This window comes from Curtobacterium flaccumfaciens, assembly GCF_004361695.1.
In the GTDB taxonomy this organism is placed as follows: domain Bacteria; phylum Actinomycetota; class Actinomycetes; order Actinomycetales; family Microbacteriaceae; genus Curtobacterium; species Curtobacterium flaccumfaciens_B.
In genome coordinates this window covers 54,360-74,959 of the sequence record NZ_SNVW01000001.1, presented here as the reverse complement: position 1 = coordinate 74,959, position 20,600 = coordinate 54,360, and the positions used below count along the sequence as shown (strand labels likewise).

Below are 20,600 nucleotides of genomic sequence, written 5' to 3'. Positions count from 1 at the left end.
CGCCTCCAGTCCGTTTCCGGGCCACCCGCATTGCCGTCAGCGAACAGACGCGAAGTGGTGCGTTGCAACCGATAAGTTCGACATCAAGCGACAACTGAACGGGAGCTTTTCCATGGCCGAAGCAACACTGAACCCCAGTGTTTTTGACCGCCTTCTGAGAGACCGGATCGTGTGGCTCGGCTCCGAGGTCCGCGACGACAACTCGAACGAGATCGCAGCCAAGCTGCTGATGCTCGCCGCCGAGGACCCTGAGAAGGACATCTACCTCTACATCAACTCGCCCGGTGGTTCGATCACCGCCGGCATGGCGATCTACGACACGATGCAGTTCGTGCCGAACGACATCGTCACGGTGGGCATCGGCCTCGCCGCGTCGATGGGGCAGTTCCTGCTCTCGTCCGGCACGCCCGGCAAGCGCTACATCACCCCGAACGCCCGTGTGCTGCTGCACCAGCCGTCCGGTGGCTTCGGCGGCACCGCTGCCGACATCCAGACGCAGGCGAAGGTCATCCTCGACATGAAGCAGCGGATGGCCGAGCTCACTGCGGAGCAGACCGGCAAGTCGATCGAGCAGGTCCTCAAGGACAACGACCGCGACAACTGGTTCACGGCGCAGGAAGCCCTCGAGTACGGCTTCGTCGACCACCTCCGTGCGTCGTCGACCGAGGTCATCGGTGGTGGCGGAACCGTCACCGACGGTGAGACCCCGACCGCAGCGGCCGATCCCGACGCCCAGTCCTGACCCGACCCACCGAAGAGAAGGAAACGAGAATGCACCTCCCCATGCTCGGTGGCGCGCAGAACGTCCCGGCCCCCACTGATCGGTACATCCTGCCGAGCTTCGAAGAGCGCACGGCCTACGGCTACAAGCGGCAGGACCCGTACGCGAAGCTGTTCGAGGACCGCATCGTGTTCCTCGGCGTCCAGGTCGACGACGCTTCGGCGGACGACGTCATGGCGCAGCTCCTCGTGCTCGAGTCGATGGACCCCGACCGCGACATCGTGATGTACATCAACTCGCCCGGTGGCTCGTTCACCGCGATGACGGCGATCTACGACACGATGCAGTACATCCGTCCGCAGATCCAGACGGTGTGCCTCGGCCAGGCGGCCTCGGCCGCGTCGGTGCTCCTCGCCGCCGGTACCCCCGGCAAGCGTCTGGCACTGCCGAACGCCCGTGTGCTCATCCACCAGCCTGCTGTCCAGCAGGGTGGCGGCCAGGCGTCCGACATCGAGATCCAGGCGGCGGAGATCCTCCGCATGCGCACCTGGCTCGAGGAGACGCTGTCGAAGCACTCGAACCGCACGCCGGAGCAGGTCAACAACGACATCGAGCGCGACAAGATCATGTCCGCGTCCGAGGCCCTCGAGTACGGCCTGATCGACCAGGTCCTCACGAGCCGCAAGAACCTGCCGGCACTCGTCAAGTAAGACCGACGACCCGCACGAGAAGGGCCCCGCACCGATCGGTGCGGGGCCCTTCTCGTGCGCTCGGCGCGTGGGTGGCGGTCAGTCCTGGTCGGGCTCGTCGTCGGCCGCCGGAGCGGGCTTCCGTCGGAGCAGCAGCAGGACGGCGACGACCACGCCGACGAGGACGATCCCGCCGGCGCCGATCCAGAGGGCGTCGGAGGACGCGGAGTCGGCGGTGCCCGACGCCGTGCCGGTGGTCGCGCTCGTGGTCTCGTCGTCGGTGGCGTCGGTCGCGCACACCGGCGGCTTCGACGAGCCGGCGGCGGGGGTGAAGCCGGCCGGGGCGTCCCAGGTGAAGGTGTACTCGTCGGAGACGGTGTGGCCGTCGGCGGAGATGATCTGCCACTCGACGGTGTACTTGCCGGAGTCGCCGAGCGCGGCCTTCGTGGTCATCGACGGGCCGTCCACGTCGAGGCAGCCGTCCTCGTAGTACTTGCCGTCCGGGCCGACGATCCGGTACGCGAACCCGGAGTCCGAGCCGCCGATGTCGAGCAGCTTGTCGTTCGTCGTGATCTCGAACGCCTTCGGCAGCTCGGTCAGGGTGCCGTCGACCTTCGGCGTCGAGGCGATCATGTAGTTGTGCGCGCTGGCCGGGCCGGCGAGCCCGAGGACCGCACCGCCCGCGATGGCGAGCGTCGCGGCGGAGCCGGCCACGAGCCTCCAGGCCCGCGACCGGCCACCGACGCGACGCTCGACGCGCGGTGTCTCGGCGCGCTGTCTCACTTGCTGGTGCTCCGACGACGCGTGCCGGCGACGGCGACGACCAGGGCGACGGCGCCGAGGACCAGGCCGCCGAGGCCCAGGAAGCGGCCGACCAGGTCGGGGTCGCTCGAGGCGGTGGTGCTCGTGCCGGCGACCTCGGCCGTCGGGGTGGCGGCGATCGGGTCGCCGTCGTCGTCCGTGGCCTCGGCCGCGGTCAGGGTGATCGAGGGCGCCGGGTGCTCGGGCTCGGCCTGGCCTGCACGCTGCTCCTGGTTCCACTCGACGGTGCCCTTCTCGCAGGTCTGCAGGGCGGGGAACTCGACGAGGTCGCCGGGCTTGCCGTCGGGCAGCGAGAACGACAGCTGGAAGGTGTCGCGCTCGTCGGCGGGGAGCGGGGTCTTCGCCGTGTAGGTGACGCTGGTGACGCGCTCGCCGGCGTCCTCGGCGGACTCGTCGTCCGACGCGGCGGACGGGCTCGTGTACTTCGCGGTGGCCTTCGTGATCGTCCAGTTCGGGTTCACGGTCGGCGTGACCTCGATGACGGACTCCGGCACCTGGAACTCGATCTTCGTCGTGGGGGAGCCGTCGCAGCCGTGCGGGACCGAGAACGTGGCCGTCGTGTAGGAGTTCGCGGCGGTCGACGTCGCCGTGGCGGAGACGTGGGCGCTGGCCATGCCGGCGGTGCCGAGGACGATGGCAGCGGTGACGCCGAGGGTCGCGGTGCTGACGACGGCGAGACGCTTGGGCATGGAGTTCCTTCCGGGGGCTGCGTTTCTACAAGTTGTAGAGGATTCGTGGAGAGGGTAGCAGGATCGAACGCCCTGGGCGAACGCGGTGGCCGATTGCGGCTCGGCGTCGCAGCCGGTGTCGCCGGTTGCGATTAGGCTCGTCCACAGTCGGGCAGGTCGTCGGCCTGCACCATCGGGCAGGCGATCAGGTCTGCATCGGTCAACCAGGGAGGGCACCGACATGGCACGCATCGGAGAGAGCGCCGACCTGCTCAAGTGCTCCTTCTGCGGCAAGAGCCAGAAGCAGGTCCAGCAGCTCATCGCCGGTCCCGGCGTGTACATCTGCGACGAGTGCGTCGAGCTGTGCAACGAGATCATCGAGGAGCGACTGGCCGAAGCCGGCGAGGACACCGCGAGCGGCGACTTCGAACTGCCGAAGCCGCGCGAGATCTTCGACTTCCTGCAGGAGTACGTCATCGGGCAGGACCCGGCGAAGCGCTCCCTGGCCGTGGCCGTCTACAACCACTACAAGCGGATCCGGGCGCAGGGGCAGATCACCGCTGCCGAGGACCGCGACGACGTCGAGATCGCGAAGTCGAACATCCTGCTGATCGGCCCGACCGGCTGCGGCAAGACGTACCTCGCGCAGACGCTGGCGAAGCGCCTCAACGTGCCGTTCGCCGTCGCGGACGCCACCGCCCTGACCGAGGCTGGCTACGTCGGCGAGGACGTCGAGAACATCCTCCTCAAGCTCATCCAGGCCGCCGACTACGACGTGAAGCGTGCCGAGACCGGCATCATCTACATCGACGAGGTCGACAAGATCGCGCGCAAGGCCGAGAACCCGTCGATCACCCGCGACGTCTCCGGCGAGGGCGTGCAGCAGGCGCTGCTCAAGATCCTCGAGGGGACGGTCGCCTCGGTGCCGCCGCAGGGCGGTCGGAAGCACCCGCACCAGGAGTTCATCCAGATCGACACGACGAACGTGCTGTTCATCGTGGCGGGGGCGTTCGCCGGGCTCGAGGACATCGTGTCGTCGCGCGTCGGCAAGCGGGGGATCGGCTTCGGCGCTCCGCTGCACAGCCCGCTCGACCAGCAGGACCTCTACGCCGACGTCCTGCCGGAAGACCTGCACAAGTTCGGGCTCATCCCGGAGTTCATCGGTCGTCTGCCCGTCGTCACCACGGTGTCGCAGCTCGACCAGTCCGCGCTCATGCGGATCCTGACCGAGCCGAAGAACGCGCTCGTCAAGCAGTACCAGCGGATGTTCCAGATCGACGGGGTCGAGCTGGAGTTCGACCAGGGCGCGCTCGAGGCGATCGCCGACCTGGCCGTGCTGCGGCAGACCGGTGCCCGCGGGCTCCGCGCGATCCTTGAGGAAGTGCTCGGGCCGGTCATGTTCGACGTGCCGTCGGACGACGACGTCGCGCGCGTGGTCATCACCCGCGAGTCCGTGCTCGAGAACGCGGCGCCGACGATCGTGCCGCGCCCGCGGGCGAAGCGGGTCGAGAAGTCGGCGTAGCGCGTCCGTTCGCGTCGAGGGGCCCGCACCGTGTGTGCGGGCCCTTCTGCGTGCGGCGCGCGGCGCGCGCGGGGCGCCCGCGCGCGGGGCGGGCGCCCCGCGCGGGGCGGGCGCGGCGCCGCGCGCGCGGCGCCGCGCGCGGGGCGGGGCGGGGCGCTCTGCACAATCAAAGTCACCCCGAACCGCGGGATCCCGCGGTTCGGGGTGACTTTGATTGTGCGAATCGCGGTGCCGGCCCGCCGGCCCGCCGGGCGCCGGGCGGGCGCCGGCCTGCCGGGCGCCGGGCGGGCGCGGGCGCCGGCCCGCCGGGCGCCGGGTGCCGGGTGCCGGGCGCCGGCCTACTCGAGGCCGCGGCGGCGCAGCAGCGGGCCGACCTCGGCGTCACGCCCGCGGAAGTCGCGGTACGCCTCGAGCGGGTCCTTCGCCCCGCCGACGCCGAGCAGCCGCGTGGCGAAGCGCTGGCCGGCCTCGCGCGAGAGCCCCCCGTTCGACCGGAACCACTCCACCGTGTCGGCGTCGAGCACCTCGGACCAGATGTAGCCGTAGTACCCGGCGTCGTACCCGCCCGAGAACGTGTGCGCGAAGTACGTGGACGAGTACCGCGGCGGCACGGCCTCGACCGCGATGCCGGCGGACGCGAGGGCGTCCCGTTCGAAGTCCTCGACGGAGGTCACCGCGGCGGCCTCCGCGGCGGACAGCCGGTGCCACGCCTGGTCGAGCAGAGCGGCGGCGAGGTACTCGGTCGTCCCGAAGCCCTCGTTGAAGCCGGCGGAGTCGCTCAGGCCGAGGACCAGCTCCGGCGGCAGCGGCTCACCGGTCTCGTGGTGCTTGGCGTAGTTCGCCAGGACGGAGGGCCACGACACCCACATCTCGTTCACCTGCGACGGGAACTCGACGAAGTCGCGCTCGACGTTCGTGCCGGAGAACCGCGGGTACGTCGTACGGGCGATGAGACCGTGCAGCGCGTGCCCGAACTCGTGGAAGAGCGTCTCGACCTCGTCCTGGATGAGGAGCGTGGGCGACCCCGCGGCCGGCTTCGCCACGTTGAGGTTGTTGACGACGACGGGCAGCGTGCCGAGCAGTGCGGACTGCTCGACGACCGGGTTCATCCACGCACCACCGCGCTTGCCGTCGCGCGTGTAGAGGTCGAGCAGGTACAGGCCGACCTCGGCGCCGTCCTCGTCGCGCACCTCGAAGACCCGGACCTCGTCGTTGTACCCGTGCAGGTCGTCCCGCTCGGTGAAGGTCAGGCCGTAGAGCTCGCCGGCGGCGTGGAAGACCCCGTCGAGCAGGACCCGGTCGGCCTCGAAGTACGGCCGCAGTGCGGAGCTGTCGGCGGCGAACTGCTCGCCCCGCAGGATCTCGGTGGCGTACGCCCAGTCCCACGCCTCGACGTCGAACCCGACGGTGCGGGAGCGCACGGCGCGCTCGGTGTCGGCGTTCGCCGCCGCGGCCGGGACGAGCGAGGACAGCAGCCCCTCGACGGCCTCGGGGGTCTTCGCTGTCTCGTCGGCGGTCACCACCGCGGCGTGGTTCGGGAACCCGAGGAGTTCGGCGCGCTCGGCCCGGAGCCGGACGATGCGCAGCAGCACGTCGCGGTTGTCGTGCTCGTTGCCGCGGCGGCCACGGGAGAGCGATGCGCGCATGATCCGCTCGCGCAGGCCACGGTTCGCGAGTGACGCCAGCCACGGGTGCCCGGTGTAGAGCGGCAGCGTGATGAGCCAGCCGTCGAGCTCGCGGTCCGCTGCGGCACCGGCGGCGGCTGACTTCGCACCCTCGTCGAGGCCCTCGAGCTCGGCCTCGTCCGTGACGTGCACGGCGAGGTCGTTGGTGTCCTCGAGCAGGTTCCGCTCGAACGTGGTGGTGAGCGTCGAGAGCTCCTGGTTGATCGCGGTGAGACGCTCCTTGCCGGCGTCGTCGAGCCCGGCGCCCGCGAGGGTCATCTCGGTGTACGTCCGCTCCACCAGGCGGCGGTCCTCGTCGCTGAGGTCGGTCCGCTCGTCGAGCGCCGACCGGACCGCTGCGATCCGGTCGTACAGGCGGCTGTCGAGGGTGATCGCGTCGCGGTGGGCGGCGAGGAGCGGGGAGACCTCGGCCTCGAGGTCGTGCAGCTCCGGCGTCGAGTCCGCCGAGGACAGCGTGAAGAACACGTGGCTCACGCGGGCGAGTGCCTGCCCAGTGCGCTCGAGTGCGACGAGGGTGTTCTCGAAGGTCGGTGCCTCGGCCGAGGCGGCGATCGCCTCGACCTCGGCGCGCTGCTCGGCCATGCCGGCGTCGAACGCGGGTCGGTAGTGCTCGAGCCGGACGTCGCGGAACGGCGGGAGGGCGTAGGGGAGGGTGCTCGGAACGTCGAACGGGGTTGCCATGGCAACCACCCTACGGACGGGAGGCGCGTGGCGGCGCCGCCCCGCGCCTCCCGTCCGTCGCGGGGGTGCGTTCCTTCCCATCGCGACCGGACTGGAAAGCGGAATCGGGCGTACGCGGTCGGAAGGATCCGCCCGGTGCGCCCGATTCGACCGGGTGTGCCGGTGCAGCCGGGCTCAGTGCGTCGCGGCGTCGATCAGGGTCTCGGCCGCACGACGCGCGTGCGCGGCGGGCGCCGTCGTGCCGGCGATGGCCGCCGTCGTCTGCGCGCCCTCGGCGAGGAGCGCGAGCTGGGCGGCGAGCTCCTCGGCCAGGGCGGGGTCGGCGACCGCGTCGGTGGTGAGCCCCTGGACGAACCGCTGGAAGGAGTCCTTGTGCTCGCGGGCGATCTCGGCGACCACGGGCGAGGTCGCGCCGAGCTCGCCGAAGGCGTTGATGAACCCGCAGCCGCGGAAGGTGTCGTCGCCGAACCACGACTCGAGGAAGTCGTACATGGCCAGGAGCTTGTCGCGCGGGCTGGCGGCCGCCTCGACCGCGCCGTGCACGCCGCGCTCCCAGAGGTCGTGACGTCCGGAGAGCACCGCGGCGATGAGCTGTTCCTTGCCCGGGAACGCCGCGTACAGCTTCTTGAGCGAGACCCCGGCACCGGTGCGGATCTCGTCCATGCCGACGGACTGGATGCCGCGTGCGTAGAAGAGCTGGTCGGCGACGTCGACGATGTGGGCCCGGACGTCGGGGTCGACGGTGCCGGTCGAGATCGTGCTGGTGGCCATGTGCATCCCTCGTTCCTCGCGTGTTCACGTCCCCGACTTGCGCGGGGAACGAACGTTCTCTAGTGTAGACGACATCAGCCGAGAACGCTCGTTCTCCGCCAGGATGAGCGGCCGCACGGCCACTCGCAGGGAAGGATCCACCATGGGCACCATCACCGTCGGGACCGAGAACAGCGTCGACATCGACCTGCACTACGAGGACAAGGGCACCGGGCAGCCGATCGTGCTGATCCACGGCTTCCCGCTGGACGGCAACTCGTGGGAGGGCCAGACCCCGGCCCTGCTCGAGGCTGGCTACCGCGTGATCACGTACGACCGCCGTGGCTTCGGGCAGTCCTCGCAGCCGTCGACCGGGTACGACTACGACACGTTCGCCGACGACCTGCACACCGTCCTCGAGACGCTCGACCTGCGCGACGTGATCCTCGTCGGCTTCTCGATGGGCACCGGCGAGATCGCCCGCTACATCGGCCGCCACGGTGAGGACCGGCTGGCGAAGGTCGCGTTCCTGGCGTCGCTCGAGCCGTTCCTGGCGATCACGGACGACAACCCGGACGGCGCCGGCCCGATGTCGTTCTTCGAGGGCATCGCCGCCGACGTGAAGAAGGACCGGTACGCGTACTTCACGAACTTCTACCAGGACTTCTTCAACCTGTCGGAGAACCTCGGCACCCGCATCTCGGAGGAGCAGGTCCGCAACGCGTGGAACATCGCCGCCGGCTCGGGAGCGATCGCATCCGCTGCGGCACCGCTGACCTGGCCGACCGACTTCCGTCAGGACATCCCGAAGGTCACCGTCCCGGCGCTCATCGTGCACGGTACGGCGGACAACATCCTGCCGATCGACGCCACCGGCCGCCGCTTCACCAAGGCGCTGCCGGCGGCGGAGTACGTCGAGATCGAGGGCGCGCCCCACGGCCTGCTGACCACGCACACCGCGGAGGTCAACGAGGTCCTGCTCACCTGGCTCGCCCGGTCCTGATCCCCGGACGGTCCAGTCGCTCCTGCGGGGGCACGCTCCTGCTGGAGCCGCTCCTGCTGGAGCACGGCACAACCAAAGTCACCCCGAACCGCGGGAACGCGCGGTTCGGGGTGACTTTGGTTGTGCGAGGCGCTCAAGCCCGGCGGGCGGGCGGACGGCCCGGCGGGCGCTCAGTCCTCTTCGGCGGCGTCGTCCGGGTTGGTGACCTGCGCGCGGCCGGCGTCGTCGAGGTGGATCGACGTGCCGTCGTCGAGGGCGACCATCGGCTTGCCCTCGAGGAAGGTCAGCGTCCAGCCCCACCCGGTCGTGTCGACGGCCTCCGACGCGAGTTCGGCCTCGACCTCACGCACGGCGACGACCACCGCTTCGGGGAGTTGCCCGGGTGCGTCCGCACCCACGTTCCAGCGTCTGCCCAACTGCATCCGTGCCTCCAGTCCGTCTGCCGACCCCGTCGCGACCGCGACTAGGCCTGCTGCTCAGCCAGTTCGATCTCGGTCACCGCGAGCTCCGCGCCGTCCGTGAACGACAGGTTCTCGATGCGGCCGACGGCCGCCAGGTCGACCGCCGCGCGCTCGATGAGCGCACGCGTCTCCGCCGGGGCGGCGACGACCGCACGCGTCACCGGCGTCTTCTGGGACGCCTTCGCAGCCGTCTTCGCGCCACGGATCCCGATGAGCGCCTGGCCCACGGCGGCCAGCAGCCCCGTCGGCTCGGCCTGGGTGGGCAGCTCGGCCACGGTCGGCCAGGAGGCACGGTGCACGCTGGTCTCGTGGGTCCAGGCCCACACTTCCTCCGTCGCGAACGGCAGGAACGGCGCGAGGAGACGCAGGAGCGCGTCGATCGCGGCGCGGAGCGCGAGGACCGCGCTCGCCTGCGTCTCGTGCGTCGACTCCGTCGCGGTGCCGTACGCGCGCTCCTTGACGAGCTCGAGGTAGTCGTCGCAGAACGTCCAGAAGAAGCGCTCGGTGACCTCGAGCGCGCGGGCGTGGTCGAAGCCGTCGAAGGCCGCGGTCGCCTGCTCGATGACCGTGCCGAGCTCCGCCAGCACATCGACGTCGAGCGGCTCGGTGACGCTGGTCGCGCCCTCGGGCAGCGGGAAGCCGTACACGAACTTCGCCGCGTTGAGGACCTTGATCGCCAGACGGCGGCCGACCTTGATCTGCTTCGGGTTCTGCGGGTCGAACGCCGCGTCGGTGCCGAGCTTCGACGAGGCCGCCCAGTAGCGGACCGCGTCGGCGCCGTGCTGCTCGAGGATCGACAGCGGCGTGACGACGTTGCCCTTCGACTTCGACATCTTCTTGCGGTCGGGGTCGACGATGAAGCCGGAGATGGACGCGTGCTTCCACGGCACCGTGTCCGCCTCGAGCTGACTGCGGAGCACGGTGGTGAAGAGCCACGTGCGGATGATGTCCTGCGCCTGCGGGCGGACGTCGTACGGGTACACGAGGTCGTAGAGCTCGGGGTCGGTCTCCCACTTGCCCGCGAGCTGCGGGGTCAGGGACGACGTCGCCCAGGTGTCCATGACGTCGAGCTCGCCCTGGAAGCCGCCGGGGACGCCGCGCTGGTCCTCTGCGTAGCCCGGCGCCGGCTCGGACGCCGGGTCGACGGGCAGCTGGGCCTCGGTCGGGACGATCGGCTGGTCGTACACCGGGTTGCCGTCGGCGTCGAGCGGGTACCAGACCGGCAGGGGGACGCCGAAGAAGCGCTGGCGGGAGATGAGCCAGTCGCCGGAGAGGCCGCCGACCCAGTTGTCGTAGCGCACCCGCATGAAGTCCGGGTGGAAGGCGATCTCCTCGCCGCGCTTCCGGAGCGTGTCCTTCAGCTGCTCGTCGCGAGCACCGTTGACGATGTACCACTGGCGGGTGGAGACGATCTCGAGCGGCTTGTCGCCCTTCTCGAAGAACTTCACCGGGTGGTTGATCGTCTTCACGTCGCCGATCAGGTCGCCGGACTCGGTGAGGGCGTCCACGACGACCTTCTTCGCCGAGAACACGGTCTTGCCGGCCATCTCGGCGTACAGGGCCTTGCCACCCTCGGACTCGATCCACGCCGGCTCGTCGGAGCGGACGCGGCCGTCGAAGCCGATGATCGCCCGGTTCGGCAGCTGCAGCTCGCGCCACCACACGACGTCGGTGGTGTCACCGAACGTGCAGACCATCGCGATGCCGGCGCCCTTGTCCTTCTGCGCCAGGTGGTGCGCGAGCACGGGCACCTCGACGTCGAACAGGGGGGAGCGGACCGTGGTGCCGAAGAGGTCCTGGAAGCGCTCGTCGTCCGGGTGCGCGACGAGGGCGACGCAGGCCGGGAGGAGCTCGGGGCGGGTGGTCTGGATGACGACGTCGTCTCCGCCGTCGGTGCGGTGGAAGGCGATGCCGTGGTACGCGCCGGGCATCTCCTTGTCCTCGAGCTCCGCCTGCGCGACCGCGGTGCGGAAGGTGACGTCCCAGAGCGTCGGGGCGTCGGCCTGGTAGGCCTCGCCGCGCTCGAGGTTCCGGAGGAAGGCGCGCTGGGCGCTCGCCCGCGAAGTGTCGTCGATGGTCCGGTACGACTGGGTCCAGTCCACCGACAGGCCGAGCGTGCGGAAGAGGTGCTCGAACTGCTGCTCGTCCTGCACGGTCAGGCGCTCGCACAGCTCGATGAAGTTGCGGCGCGACACCGGGATCTGGTCGGCGGCCTTCGAAGACTTGTTGTCCCCGCCCTCGAACGGCGGGACGAAGGTGCCGTCGTAGGGGAGCTGCGGGTCGCAGCGGACGCCGTAGTAGTTCTGCACGCGGCGCTCGGTGGGGAGACCGTTGTCGTCCCAGCCCATCGGGTAGAACACGTGCTTGCCCCGCATGCGCTCGTACCGCGCCTTGAGGTCGGTGTGCGTGTACGAGAACACGTGCCCGATGTGCAGCGAACCGGAGGCGGTCGGCGGCGGGGTGTCGATCGAGTAGACGGCGTCCTTCGTCGCGGCGTCGCGGTCGAAGCGGTACGTGCCGTCCTGCTCCCAGACGGGCCCCCAGACGTCTTCGAGCCCGTCAACCGTGGGCTTCTCGGGCATGGGCTTCGTCATGGCTGCGCCTTCCGTTCGCTGTGTGCGGCACCGAGTCCGTGATGAGGTGCCTGAATGTCGCGCGCGTGGCGCGCGGTTCCCCAATCGTAGCGGCCGCCCCCGACGCTCCGGGCGGGCGGCCGTGGCGGCCTCGGGCGGGTGGCGGGTGTGGACCTAGCACACGACCCTGTCGGACACGCCGGACACCTGGTAGTCTGTCGGAGTTTGTCCGGCGAGCGCGGAGTTCGCAGGAGCTGCACCGTTGCCGTCCGCCGGACGCCCGAAGGACGCACCGCACACCGGAGGAACGACTTGGCACCGAACAACGCACCCCACCCGCACGGCGATCGGCCGTTGCGCACGAAGGGCGCCGCGAAGCGCGCTCGTCGCGATCTCACGAAGGACGACGTCACCGTCGTCGAGGAGTCGCTGCTCAAGCGCGCCGTGGCGGCTGCCGCCCTCGGCAACGCGATGGAGTGGTTCGACTTCGGCATCTTCGCCTACCTCACCGTGACGATCTCGCAGGTGTTCCTGCCGCAGGGCGACCCCGCCGCGAACATCGTGGCGACGTTCGGCTTCTTCGCGGCCGCGTTCATCGTGCGTCCGATCGGTGGCGCCGTCTTCGGCCCGATCGGCGACCGGATCGGCCGGCAGAAGGTCCTCGCGCTGACGATGATCCTGATGGCCGCCGGCACGCTCATGATCGGCCTCATCCCGTCCTACGACTCGATCGGGTTCTGGGCACCGATCCTGCTCCTCGTCGCCCGCTTCGTGCAGGGCTTCTCGACCGGTGGTGAGTACGGCGGCGCCGCGACCTTCATCGCCGAGTACTCGCCCGACAAGCGCCGCGGCTTCATGGGCTCGTGGCTCGAGTTCGGCACGCTGGCCGGCTACGTGCTCGGTGCCTCGATCGTCACCGGGCTGCAGTTCGGCCTGTCCGAGGACGCCCTCCTCAGCTGGGGCTGGCGCATCCCGTTCATCATCGCCGGCCCGCTCGGCCTGATCGGGCTCTACCTGCGCCTCAAGCTCGAGGAGACCCCGGCCTTCCAGAAGCAGCAGGAGCAGGCGGCCGAGCGCGAGGGGCAGAAGACGCCGTTCCTCAAGCTCTTCGCCGAGAACTGGCGCTCGCTCATCATCTGCATCGGCCTGGTCCTCGTGTTCAACGTGACCGACTACATGCTCCTGTCGTACATGCCGACCTACCTCGAGCAGAACCTCGGGCAGAACGCCACGTTCGGCCTCATCCTCATCGTCGTCGTGATGCTCCTCATGATGGTCGTCATCACCTTCGGCGGACGGCTGTCGGACAAGTTCGGGCGTCGCCCGGTCCTGGCCACGGGCTGCATCGGCTTCATCCTGCTGTCCTGGCCGGCCCTGAAGCTCGTCCAGACCGGCACCGGCATCGGTGTCTTCGCCGGCCTGCTCATCCTCGGCGTGGTCCTGGTGACCTTCACCTCGACGATGCCCTCGACGCTGCCGGCGCTGTTCCCGACGATCATCCGCTACGGCGCCCTGGCGATCGCGTTCAACGTGTCGGTCTCGCTCTTCGGCGGCACGACCCCGCTCGCGACCTCGGCGCTCATCAACTGGGCGAAGGACTCCGGGTTCGGGTGGGCCGAGGACATCCCGGCGTTCTACCTCATGCTCGCGGCCCTGATCGGCCTCGTCGCGGTGTACTTCACGAAGGAGACCGCCGCGTCGCCGCTCATGGGCTCCGGCCCGACCGTCGGCTCCGAGGACGAGATCGCGGGCGTCATCGAGGACTACAACGACCCGACGTCGGACCTCGCGCAGTCGGACTGGGCGAAGGACTTCTCGACGAGCGAGATCCCGATCATCTCGGCGGACGCCGCGAAGAAGGAGTCCGCAGACTCCTAGGCGCGGCACCGCTGCGAGCTCTCGCGCTCAGCGACACGTCACGGCCGGTTGGTCGCATGACGTGTCGCTGGGCGCGAAACTGCGTCGGGACGCGCCGTCGCCGGACCGCGCCGCCGGGCCGCGCCGGCGCCGCCGTCAGGCCGCGCCGGCCTCGTCGGGCTGCGGTCCCGCCGCGAGCCGCTCGGCCGCGCGCAGCAACCGCGCCGTCACGGCGTGCGCGGGTCGGTCGAAGACCCGTGCGGCCGGTCCCTGCTCCACCACGCGGCCCTCGTGCACGACGAGCACGTCGTCGGCCACCCGGCGCACGGCCCGCAGGTCGTGCGACACGAACACCATCGCCACCCCGGTCTCGTCCCGCAGTCGTTCGAGCAGCGTCAGCACGGCGTCCTGCACCGTGGCGTCGAGCGCCGTGACGGGTTCGTCGAGCACGATCACCTCGAGCGTCGTCGCCAGCGCGCGGGCGATCGCGAGCCGTTGACGCTGCCCGCCGGACAACGTCAGCGGCGACCGTCGGCGCAGGACGGGGTCGAGCCCGACCTGTGCGAGTGCGGCATCGACCCGCTCGCCGAGGTCCCCGCCCGCCGACCGTTCGCCACCACCCGTGAACGCGTCCGCGAGCACCCGCTCGACGCTCCACCGCTCGTCGAAGGTCGGGCCGGGGTCCTGCACGACGGCGGCCATCCGCTGCCGTCGGGGTCGGCGATCGCGTTCGTCGAGCGGGACCCACGGTTCGCCGTCGAGCGTGACCGTGCCGGTGTCCGGGGTCTCGAGGCCGAGGAGCATCCGCGCGATCGTGGTCTTGCCGGAGCCCGACGCACCGATCACGCCGAGCACCCGGCCCCGGGCGAGCTCGAACGACACGTCGGTGACGGCGGGGACCCCATCGAACGCGCGGGCGAGTCCCGACGCGGCCAGGACCGACCCCGCACCGTGCGAGCCAGCGCCCGCCGCGGGCCTCGCACCGTGCGAAGCCCCGGCGGAGCCCGACACCGCACCGTGCGAGGCGGCCCGCACCAACGCCCGAGTGGCCTCGTGCCGCGGCCCCGCGAACACCGCAGCCACCGGTCCCTCCTCCACGACACGCCCCTCGTGCATGACCACCACGCGGTCCGCCCACCCCGCGACCAGCCCGAGGTCGTGCGTGATCACCAGCAGTCCGGCCCCGCCCGCCTGTGCCGCACGGAGCTGCTCCATCACGGTGACGGCCACCCCGGCGTCGAGCGCCGTCGTGGGTTCGTCCGCCACGACGAGCTCCGGGGACGCCACCGTCGCGGCCGCGATGAGCGCACGCTGCCGCATCCCGCCCGACAGGGTGCCGGCGAGCCGTCCGTCGGTCGCGAGCGCGGGGTCGAGCCCCACCGCCTCGAGTGCGGCGCGGACCGCGTCCACCCGGGCGACGGCGCTCATGTGGGTGTGGAGGCGGAGGGCGTCGGCGACCTCGCGCCCGACGGGCCGAAGCGGGTCCAGGGCGCCGAGTGCCTCCTGGCCGACGTAGCCGACCCGCGACCCGCGCACGCGACGCCACCGTCGGTCGGAGAAGGCGCGGACGTCGAGCCCGGCGACGGTGAGCCGGTCGACGCGCACCGAGGACCCGGGCGCGGAGAGCCCGAGCGCGGCGCGTGCCGTGACGGTCTTGCCGGAGCCGGAGGCACCGACGAGGGCGACGCACTCGCCGGACTCGACGCGCAGCGCGACGTCGTGGACGACGGGCGTGCCGCCGATGGCGACGGAGAGGCCGGCGAGGTCGAGCGCGGTCATCGGAGTGCTCCCGTTCGTCGGAGGGCCCGGCCGAGCACGGTGACCGCGGTCGCGAGCACGACGATCGCGAGGCCGGGGAAGGTGCTCATCCACGGAGCCGTCTGCAGGTAGGTGCGGCCGTCGGCGAGCATCGCGCCCCACTCCGGGGCGGGTGGTGGCGTGCCGACGCCGAGGTAGCTGAGGGCGGAGGCCCACACGATCGCCTGGCCGACGCCGAGCGTCCCGACGGCGACGACGGGCCAGAGCGCCGCGGGCAGCACGTGGCGGAGCACGATGGTCGCAGGGGAGCGGCCCATCACGACGGCGGTCTCGACGACCTGCGAGCTCCGGGCGCTGCGCACCAGCCCGCGGACGATCCGGGCGTACCCGGGTGCGGTGGCGAAGCCGACCGCGAGCATCGCCGGCACCGGCCCGGGTCCGGTGACCGCGATGACGACGAGCGCGACGAGGAGCAGCGGGAGCGCGAACGCGACCTCGGTGACGCGCCCGACGACGGCGTCGACGACCCGGCCGCCGAGTCCGGCGACGACGCCGAGGACCACCCCGATCCCGCCGCCGACCAGGGTCGCGACGACCCCGACGACGAGTGATGCCCGGGTGCCGGCGACGACCCGGGCGAGGACGTCGCGCCCGGATTCGTCCGTGCCGAAGGGGTTCGCCCACGACGGCGCCCGCAGCGCCTCGGCGGGGTGCACCGCGAGCGGGTCCCCGCCGCCGAGCAGCGCCGGCCAGATCGCCGCGACGACGGCGACCGCCACCACGACGGCCGCCAGCGTGCCGGCCGGCCCGAGCGTCCCCCCACGGAACCGCTCGGACCGTCCGGTCGACGGGTCGCGCTGGGCACCGGCCTGGAGGCTCGGCTCGGCGATCCCGCTCACCGTGCGCCCGCCCCGGTGCGGGTGGCGCGCGGGGCGCGACGCCGGCCCGGCCCGGTCGTCCGGCCGCCGGTGCGCGGGTCGACGGCCCGCTCGACCAGGTCGGCGACGGCCAGCACGACGACGTACGCCGCCGCGGACACCAGCGCGATGCCGGCGACGAGGGGCATGTCCCGCTGCGTGACCGCGGTGACGAGGGCCCGTCCGATGCCCGGCAGCGCGAACACGGACTCGACGACGACGGCTCCGGACACCAGCGAGCCGAAGGCCCAGGCGGACAGGGCGATCCCTGGTAGTGCCGCGTGCCGGAGCAGGTGGCGGCCGAAGAGCCCCGCGCGGGTCTCGCCACGGCTGCGGGCGGCGAGCGCGAACGCCGACCGCTGGGCGTCGACCACGCCGTCGCGGACCGTCTCGGCCAGGTACCCGGCGACGGGGACGGCGACCGTGACGACGGGCAGGACCCAGCCGCGGGCGGTGCCGTCGCTCACGGCGGGCACCCATCCGAGCGCGCTGGCGAACACCACGATGAGGACGCTGCCGAGCCAGAAGTGCGGGGTGACGCTGGCCGTGACCGAGATCGCGCTCGTCAGGCCCGCGGCGAACCGGCCGCGCTGCGTCGACCACCACGCGGCGACGATCGCGAGCGCCCACGCAACGACGAGGCCGAGCACCGCCAGGGTCAGCGTCACGGGGAGCTGCTGTTCGAGGAGCGTCGCGACCGGTGTCCGGAACGCGTACGAGTCGCCGAGGTGCCCGGTCGCCAGGCGTCCGAGGAACACCGCGTACTGCACGAGCATCGGCCGGTCGAGTCCGTACTCCGCGCGGACCTGCGCCACCGCCTCGGCCGAGGCCTGCGACCCCGGCCCGCCGAGGATCGCGAGCGCGGGGTCACCGGGGATGAGCCGGATCGCGATGAAGACGATCGTCGCGACCGCCCACAGCACGCCGATGCCGCCCAGCAGACGCCGGACCGCCCATCCGGACCACCGCCCTGCGGCCGAGCCGCCGATCGTCCGCAGGCGGCCCACCGGGCGCGTGCTGGGCCTCCTGTCCGTCACCGTCACCGCGTCAGCGGTCGATCCAGGCCGTGCCGAACCACGGCGTCGAGACCGCGGTGGTCTGCACCCCGTGGACGGACGAGCGGATCAGGAAGTGGTTCTGCTGGTCGTAGAGGGGGAGGACCGTGCCGCTGGCGAGGATCGTCTTCTGGGCCTGCTCGTAGAGGTCGCCGCGCTCCGAGGTGTCCGACGTCCGTGCCGCCTGCTGGAGCAACGTGTCGAGCTCCGGATCGTCGAGCTGTGCGAGGTTCGCGAAGTACCCGGACGGTGCCGGCGTGATGCTGGCGCTGTCGTACAGGATGCGGAGGACGTCCGCGCCGACCTTCGTGTACGGCGCGCTGACCACGTCGTACTCGTTCGCGGCCAGGGCGGCGTACCAGCTGGACAGGTCGAGCTCCTTGATGACGACCTTGAAGCCGACGGCCTTCTCGGACGCCTGGATCTGCTGGAACAGGCTGCGCTCGGCGGGCACCGACTGGTTCGTCGACACCGGGAAGGTCACGGTCAGCTGCTGGCCGTCCTTCTCGCGGACGCCGTCGCTGCCGACCTTCCAGCCGGCGTCGTCGAGCAGCTGCTTCGCCTTCGTCGGGGAGTACCCGAACAGGCCCTTGTCGGAGTACCCGTAGGGCTCGACGCTCGAGAGCACGGAGTACGAGCGCTTCGCGGTCCCGAGGAAGAGGCTCTGGATCCCGGGGTTGATCTCGGCACCGGCGATGAACGCCTTGCGGACGGCCTCGTCGCGGAACACGCCGTGGCCGGAGTTGAGCTCGAGACGGTTCGAGGCGCCAGGCCGGGGTGCGTCGAGGTCGCGGATCGACCCCTTCGCCGAGGCGGCCTTCAGCTGGTCGGGCTGGGCGTTGTCGATGACGTCGACCTGGCCGGACTGCAGCGCGGCGTAGCGCGACGTCGAGTCGGGCAGGAAGCGCCAGGTGATGCCCGCGAGTCGCGGCTTCGTCGTCCCGCCGGCCTGCTTGCCGAGCGGCGTGTAGTCGGTGTTCTTCGCCAGGGTGACCCGGTCGCCGTGCTTCCACCCGGTGACCTCGAACGGGCCGGTGCCGACGGGCGACTCGCAGTTGACCTCCTGCGAGCGCTGCAGGGCCTTGGGTGACTCCATGCCGACCCACGGCTGCGAGAAGGACTCGAGCAGCGCGCTGTCCGGACGGCTGAGGGTCAGCGTGACGGTGTGGTCGTCGGTGGCGGTCGCCTTCGTGATCGACTGCAGCGCGAGGTAGCCCGTGCTGGACGCCGTCGCCGGGTCCTGCACGTGCTCGATGTTGGCGACGACCGCCGCGGCGTCGAAGGGCGTGCCGTCGGTGAAGGTGACGTCGTCGCGGAGCGTGAAGGTGAGGGTCGTGCCGTCGTCGCTGGTCTTCCAGGACTCGGCGAGCGCGGGGACCGGCTTGCCGTCGTCGAGCGCGGTGAGCTCCTCGATGTACTGGCTCGACAGCAGCGCCTGCGGGTAGTTGCCGCCGACGTGCGGGTCGAGGCAGGTCGGCTCGGCGTCACCGGAGGCGTAGACGAGCGTGCCGCCGTTCCGCGGCGTCGAGTCCGCCGTGCTCGTGCCGGTGCCGGTGCAGCCGGTGAGGGCGAGGAGGAGCGCGAGGGCACCCGCGGCGCCCGCTGTGCCGCTCGCGACACGGCGGCGGGTTTTCTGTACTGAGTCCAAGATCATGGCTGAACGAGTCTAGCGGTTTACTGGGGCGCATGGACGAACCGATGCGCCGCGGTGGGCGACCCCGACGCTCGAGTGCCGAGGTCCTCGCGGACGCCGCCGCCGAGCTGTTCCTCGAACAGGGCTACGGCCGCACGACCGTCGACCAGGTCGCCGTGCGCGCCGGGGTGAGCCGGGCGACGTTCTTCAACTACTTCACCGCGAAGTCCGACGTGCTCTGGCTCGAGCTCGACGCCGCCGTCGCGTCGCTGCCGGAGCACCTGGCCGCCTCGACCGAGGGCTCCGCCGTGCGTGCCGTCGAAGAGGCCCTGCTCGCCACCGCCCGCGCCCACGATCCCGAGCGGGTGCCGTGGGCGATCGCGCAGGCCGAGGTGATGGGGATCGGGCCGGAGCTCGTCGCCAGCGTCGCCGCCCGGGTGACGGCCCAGCACGCGACGGTCGCGGCGTTCGTGGCCGGGCGGACGGGGGACCACCCCGCTGCGCTCTGGCCGCAGACGGTGTCTGGCGCGATGCTCGGGGCGGCCGCGGCGGCGTTCGGGGTCTGGGTCGCGGACGGGGTCGGCCGGCGTCCGCTCGTCGAGTACGTCGGGGCGGCGCTGACGCCGGTGGCCGCGGGGCTCGACGGGCGCTGAGGGGCGGGGCTCGACGCGCGCTGAGCCGCGGGGCGGGGCGGGCCGCGCGCGGGCCCGGGTGCGCGTGCGGGCCCGGGTGCGCGTGCGGCCCGCGCGCGCGTGCGGTCCCGCCCGCGCTCAGTCCGTCCGCAGGGTCCCCGCGCCACCGGCGGCCACGTCCTCGACCGTGCCGTCCCGCACGACCTCGGGGACCTCGTCGTCCTTCGGCACGAGCGACTCGTCGCCCGGCAGGCTCAGCGTGAGCACCGCCTCCTCGATGTACTGGCTCTGCTCGAGCGAGTGCTCGACCTCCCGCAGCCGGACGGCCACGTGCTCCTCGTTCTCGTTGCCGGTCAGGTCCACCGCGGCGACGAGGTAGACCCGCGACGGCCCGACGAACTCGAGGTGCAGGTACGTGACCCGCTCGACCTGTGACCGGCCGAGCAGTTCGACGAGCACCGCGTTCTCGAGCTCCGGCGAGGTGCTCTCGCCGAGCAGGAACCGGCGGTTGCGGTCGATCAGGACGATCGCGACGACGCCGAGCAGGACACCGATCGCGATGGAGCCGATCGCGTCGAAGACCGCCAGGCCGGTGATCTGGTGCAGGAACACCCCGAGGAACGCGACGACCAGGCCGACGAGCGCGGCGGCGTCCTCGGCGAAGACGGCACGGAGCGTCGGGTTCGACGACTGCAGCACGTGGCGGAGCACCGGGACGCGGCGCTTCGTGGCGGCACCGTGCGCCTGCCGGTAGGCCTGCAGGAAGCTCGTGCCCTCGAGGATGAACGACACCGCGAGCACGACGTAGTTGATGAGGACGTCCTCGGCGGGCCCGGTGTCCCCGAGCTCGGAGATGCCGTGGTAGATCGAGACGATCGTGCCGGCGGTGAAGAGGCCGAACGCGGCGAACATCGACCAGATGTACGTCTCGCGGCCGTACCCGAGCGGGTGGGCGCTGTCGCGCTTCCGGGCACCGCGGCGCTCGGCGACGAGCAGGAAGACCTCGTTCCCGGTGTCCGCCCACGAGTGCGCCGCCTCGGCGACCATCGAGGCCGATCCGGTGAGCATGGAGGCGACGGTCTTGGCGATCGCGACGAGCAGGTTCGCGGCGAACGCGATGATCACGGTGAGCGAGGACTCGGGGCGGTCCTGCTCGGAGGAGGCGGGCATCGC

General features: G+C 71.5%; 17 protein-coding genes. 6 read left to right on the top strand and 11 right to left on the bottom strand.

All coding sequences use genetic code 11. The features are described 5' to 3' along the window. Window positions 1–112: 112 nt before the first annotated feature. Together EDF64_RS00320 and EDF64_RS00315 are read left to right on the top strand one after the other, a co-directional pair. Window positions 113–742, top strand: coding sequence for an ATP-dependent Clp protease proteolytic subunit (locus EDF64_RS00320; RefSeq protein WP_133518131.1), 630 nt, complete (start codon window positions 113–115; stop codon window positions 740–742). Between the two features lie 29 nt (window positions 743–771). Beyond that, complete coding sequence (locus EDF64_RS00315) at window positions 772–1,431, top strand: ATP-dependent Clp protease proteolytic subunit (protein WP_133518130.1); 660 nt, start codon at window positions 772–774, stop codon at window positions 1,429–1,431. 78 nt (window positions 1,432–1,509) lie between these two features. Here EDF64_RS00315 and EDF64_RS00310 read toward each other — a convergent pair whose 3' ends face one another. Then, window positions 1,510–2,193 carry a copper resistance CopC family protein gene (locus EDF64_RS00310; RefSeq protein ID WP_133518129.1) on the bottom strand — a complete coding sequence of 228 codons (684 nt, stop codon included), beginning with the start codon at window positions 2,191–2,193 and terminating at the stop codon, window positions 1,510–1,512. After that, on the bottom strand, window positions 2,190–2,921 hold the full coding sequence (locus EDF64_RS00305; protein ID WP_166645543.1) for a YcnI family copper-binding membrane protein: 732 nt from the start codon (window positions 2,919–2,921) through the stop codon (window positions 2,190–2,192). The genes EDF64_RS00310 and EDF64_RS00305 overlap by 4 nt, the downstream gene beginning before the upstream one ends. A 220-nt stretch (window positions 2,922–3,141) precedes the next feature. Between EDF64_RS00305 and clpX the strand changes: the two genes are divergently transcribed. After that, on the top strand, window positions 3,142–4,422 hold the full coding sequence (clpX, locus tag EDF64_RS00300) for an ATP-dependent Clp protease ATP-binding subunit ClpX (RefSeq protein WP_071293740.1): 1,281 nt from the start codon (window positions 3,142–3,144) through the stop codon (window positions 4,420–4,422). 338 nt (window positions 4,423–4,760) lie between these two features. On the opposite strand, the gene EDF64_RS00295 is transcribed toward clpX, so the two are convergent. Both EDF64_RS00295 and EDF64_RS00290 read right to left on the bottom strand, forming a co-directional pair. After that, window positions 4,761–6,788 (bottom strand): M3 family metallopeptidase, encoded by a 2,028-nt coding sequence (locus EDF64_RS00295; RefSeq protein ID WP_133518127.1) that lies wholly within the window; start codon window positions 6,786–6,788, stop codon window positions 4,761–4,763. 174 nt (window positions 6,789–6,962) lie between these two features. Continuing rightward, window positions 6,963–7,559 carry a TetR/AcrR family transcriptional regulator gene (locus EDF64_RS00290; protein WP_133518126.1) on the bottom strand — a complete coding sequence of 199 codons (597 nt, stop codon included), beginning with the start codon at window positions 7,557–7,559 and terminating at the stop codon, window positions 6,963–6,965. 142 nt (window positions 7,560–7,701) lie between these two features. On the opposite strand from EDF64_RS00290, the gene EDF64_RS00285 reads away from it, so the two are divergent. Further along, window positions 7,702–8,541: an alpha/beta fold hydrolase gene (locus EDF64_RS00285; RefSeq protein ID WP_133518125.1), complete on the top strand. Its 840-nt coding sequence runs from the start codon at window positions 7,702–7,704 to the stop codon at window positions 8,539–8,541. 170 nt (window positions 8,542–8,711) lie between these two features. Here the strand turns inward: EDF64_RS00285 and EDF64_RS00280 are convergent, their stop codons facing one another. Further along, window positions 8,712–8,963 carry a hypothetical protein gene (locus tag EDF64_RS00280; protein ID WP_133518124.1) on the bottom strand — a complete coding sequence of 84 codons (252 nt, stop codon included), beginning with the start codon at window positions 8,961–8,963 and terminating at the stop codon, window positions 8,712–8,714. 41 nt (window positions 8,964–9,004) lie between these two features. Beyond that, on the bottom strand, window positions 9,005–11,596 hold the full coding sequence (gene valS / locus EDF64_RS00275; RefSeq protein WP_166645542.1) for a valine--tRNA ligase: 2,592 nt from the start codon (window positions 11,594–11,596) through the stop codon (window positions 9,005–9,007). 291 nt (window positions 11,597–11,887) lie between these two features. Between valS and proP the strand changes: the two genes are divergently transcribed. Further along, complete coding sequence (gene proP, locus EDF64_RS00270) at window positions 11,888–13,453, top strand: glycine betaine/L-proline transporter ProP (protein WP_243736183.1); 1,566 nt, start codon at window positions 11,888–11,890, stop codon at window positions 13,451–13,453. A 135-nt stretch (window positions 13,454–13,588) separates the two neighbouring features. On the opposite strand, the gene EDF64_RS00265 is transcribed toward proP, so the two are convergent. The 4 genes from EDF64_RS00265 to EDF64_RS00250 are packed head-to-tail and all read right to left on the bottom strand — an operon-like array spanning window position 13,589 to window position 18,816. Beyond that, window positions 13,589–15,211, bottom strand: a complete 1,623-nt coding sequence (locus EDF64_RS00265; RefSeq protein ID WP_133518122.1) for an ATP-binding cassette domain-containing protein — start codon at window positions 15,209–15,211, stop codon at window positions 13,589–13,591. After that, complete coding sequence (locus tag EDF64_RS00260) at window positions 15,208–16,089, bottom strand: ABC transporter permease (protein WP_133518121.1); 882 nt, start codon at window positions 16,087–16,089, stop codon at window positions 15,208–15,210. The genes EDF64_RS00265 and EDF64_RS00260 overlap by 4 nt, the downstream gene beginning before the upstream one ends. Then, complete coding sequence (locus tag EDF64_RS00255) at window positions 16,086–17,114, bottom strand: ABC transporter permease (RefSeq protein WP_243736182.1); 1,029 nt, start codon at window positions 17,112–17,114, stop codon at window positions 16,086–16,088. Before EDF64_RS00255 ends, EDF64_RS00260 begins: the two co-directional genes overlap by 4 nt. Before the next feature lie 40 nt (window positions 17,115–17,154). Next, window positions 17,155–18,816 carry an ABC transporter substrate-binding protein gene (locus EDF64_RS00250; protein ID WP_133518120.1) on the bottom strand — a complete coding sequence of 554 codons (1,662 nt, stop codon included), beginning with the start codon at window positions 18,814–18,816 and terminating at the stop codon, window positions 17,155–17,157. A 32-nt stretch (window positions 18,817–18,848) separates the two neighbouring features. On the opposite strand from EDF64_RS00250, the gene EDF64_RS00245 reads away from it, so the two are divergent. Then, window positions 18,849–19,448 (top strand): TetR/AcrR family transcriptional regulator, encoded by a 600-nt coding sequence (locus EDF64_RS00245; RefSeq protein WP_133518119.1) that lies wholly within the window; start codon window positions 18,849–18,851, stop codon window positions 19,446–19,448. A gap of 117 nt (window positions 19,449–19,565) precedes the next feature. Here EDF64_RS00245 and EDF64_RS00240 read toward each other — a convergent pair whose 3' ends face one another. Then, a complete protein-coding gene (locus EDF64_RS00240) occupies window positions 19,566–20,597 on the bottom strand; it encodes a cation diffusion facilitator family transporter (RefSeq protein ID WP_133518118.1) in 1,032 nt (343 codons plus the stop codon). Window positions 20,598–20,600: the final 3 nt, after the last annotated feature.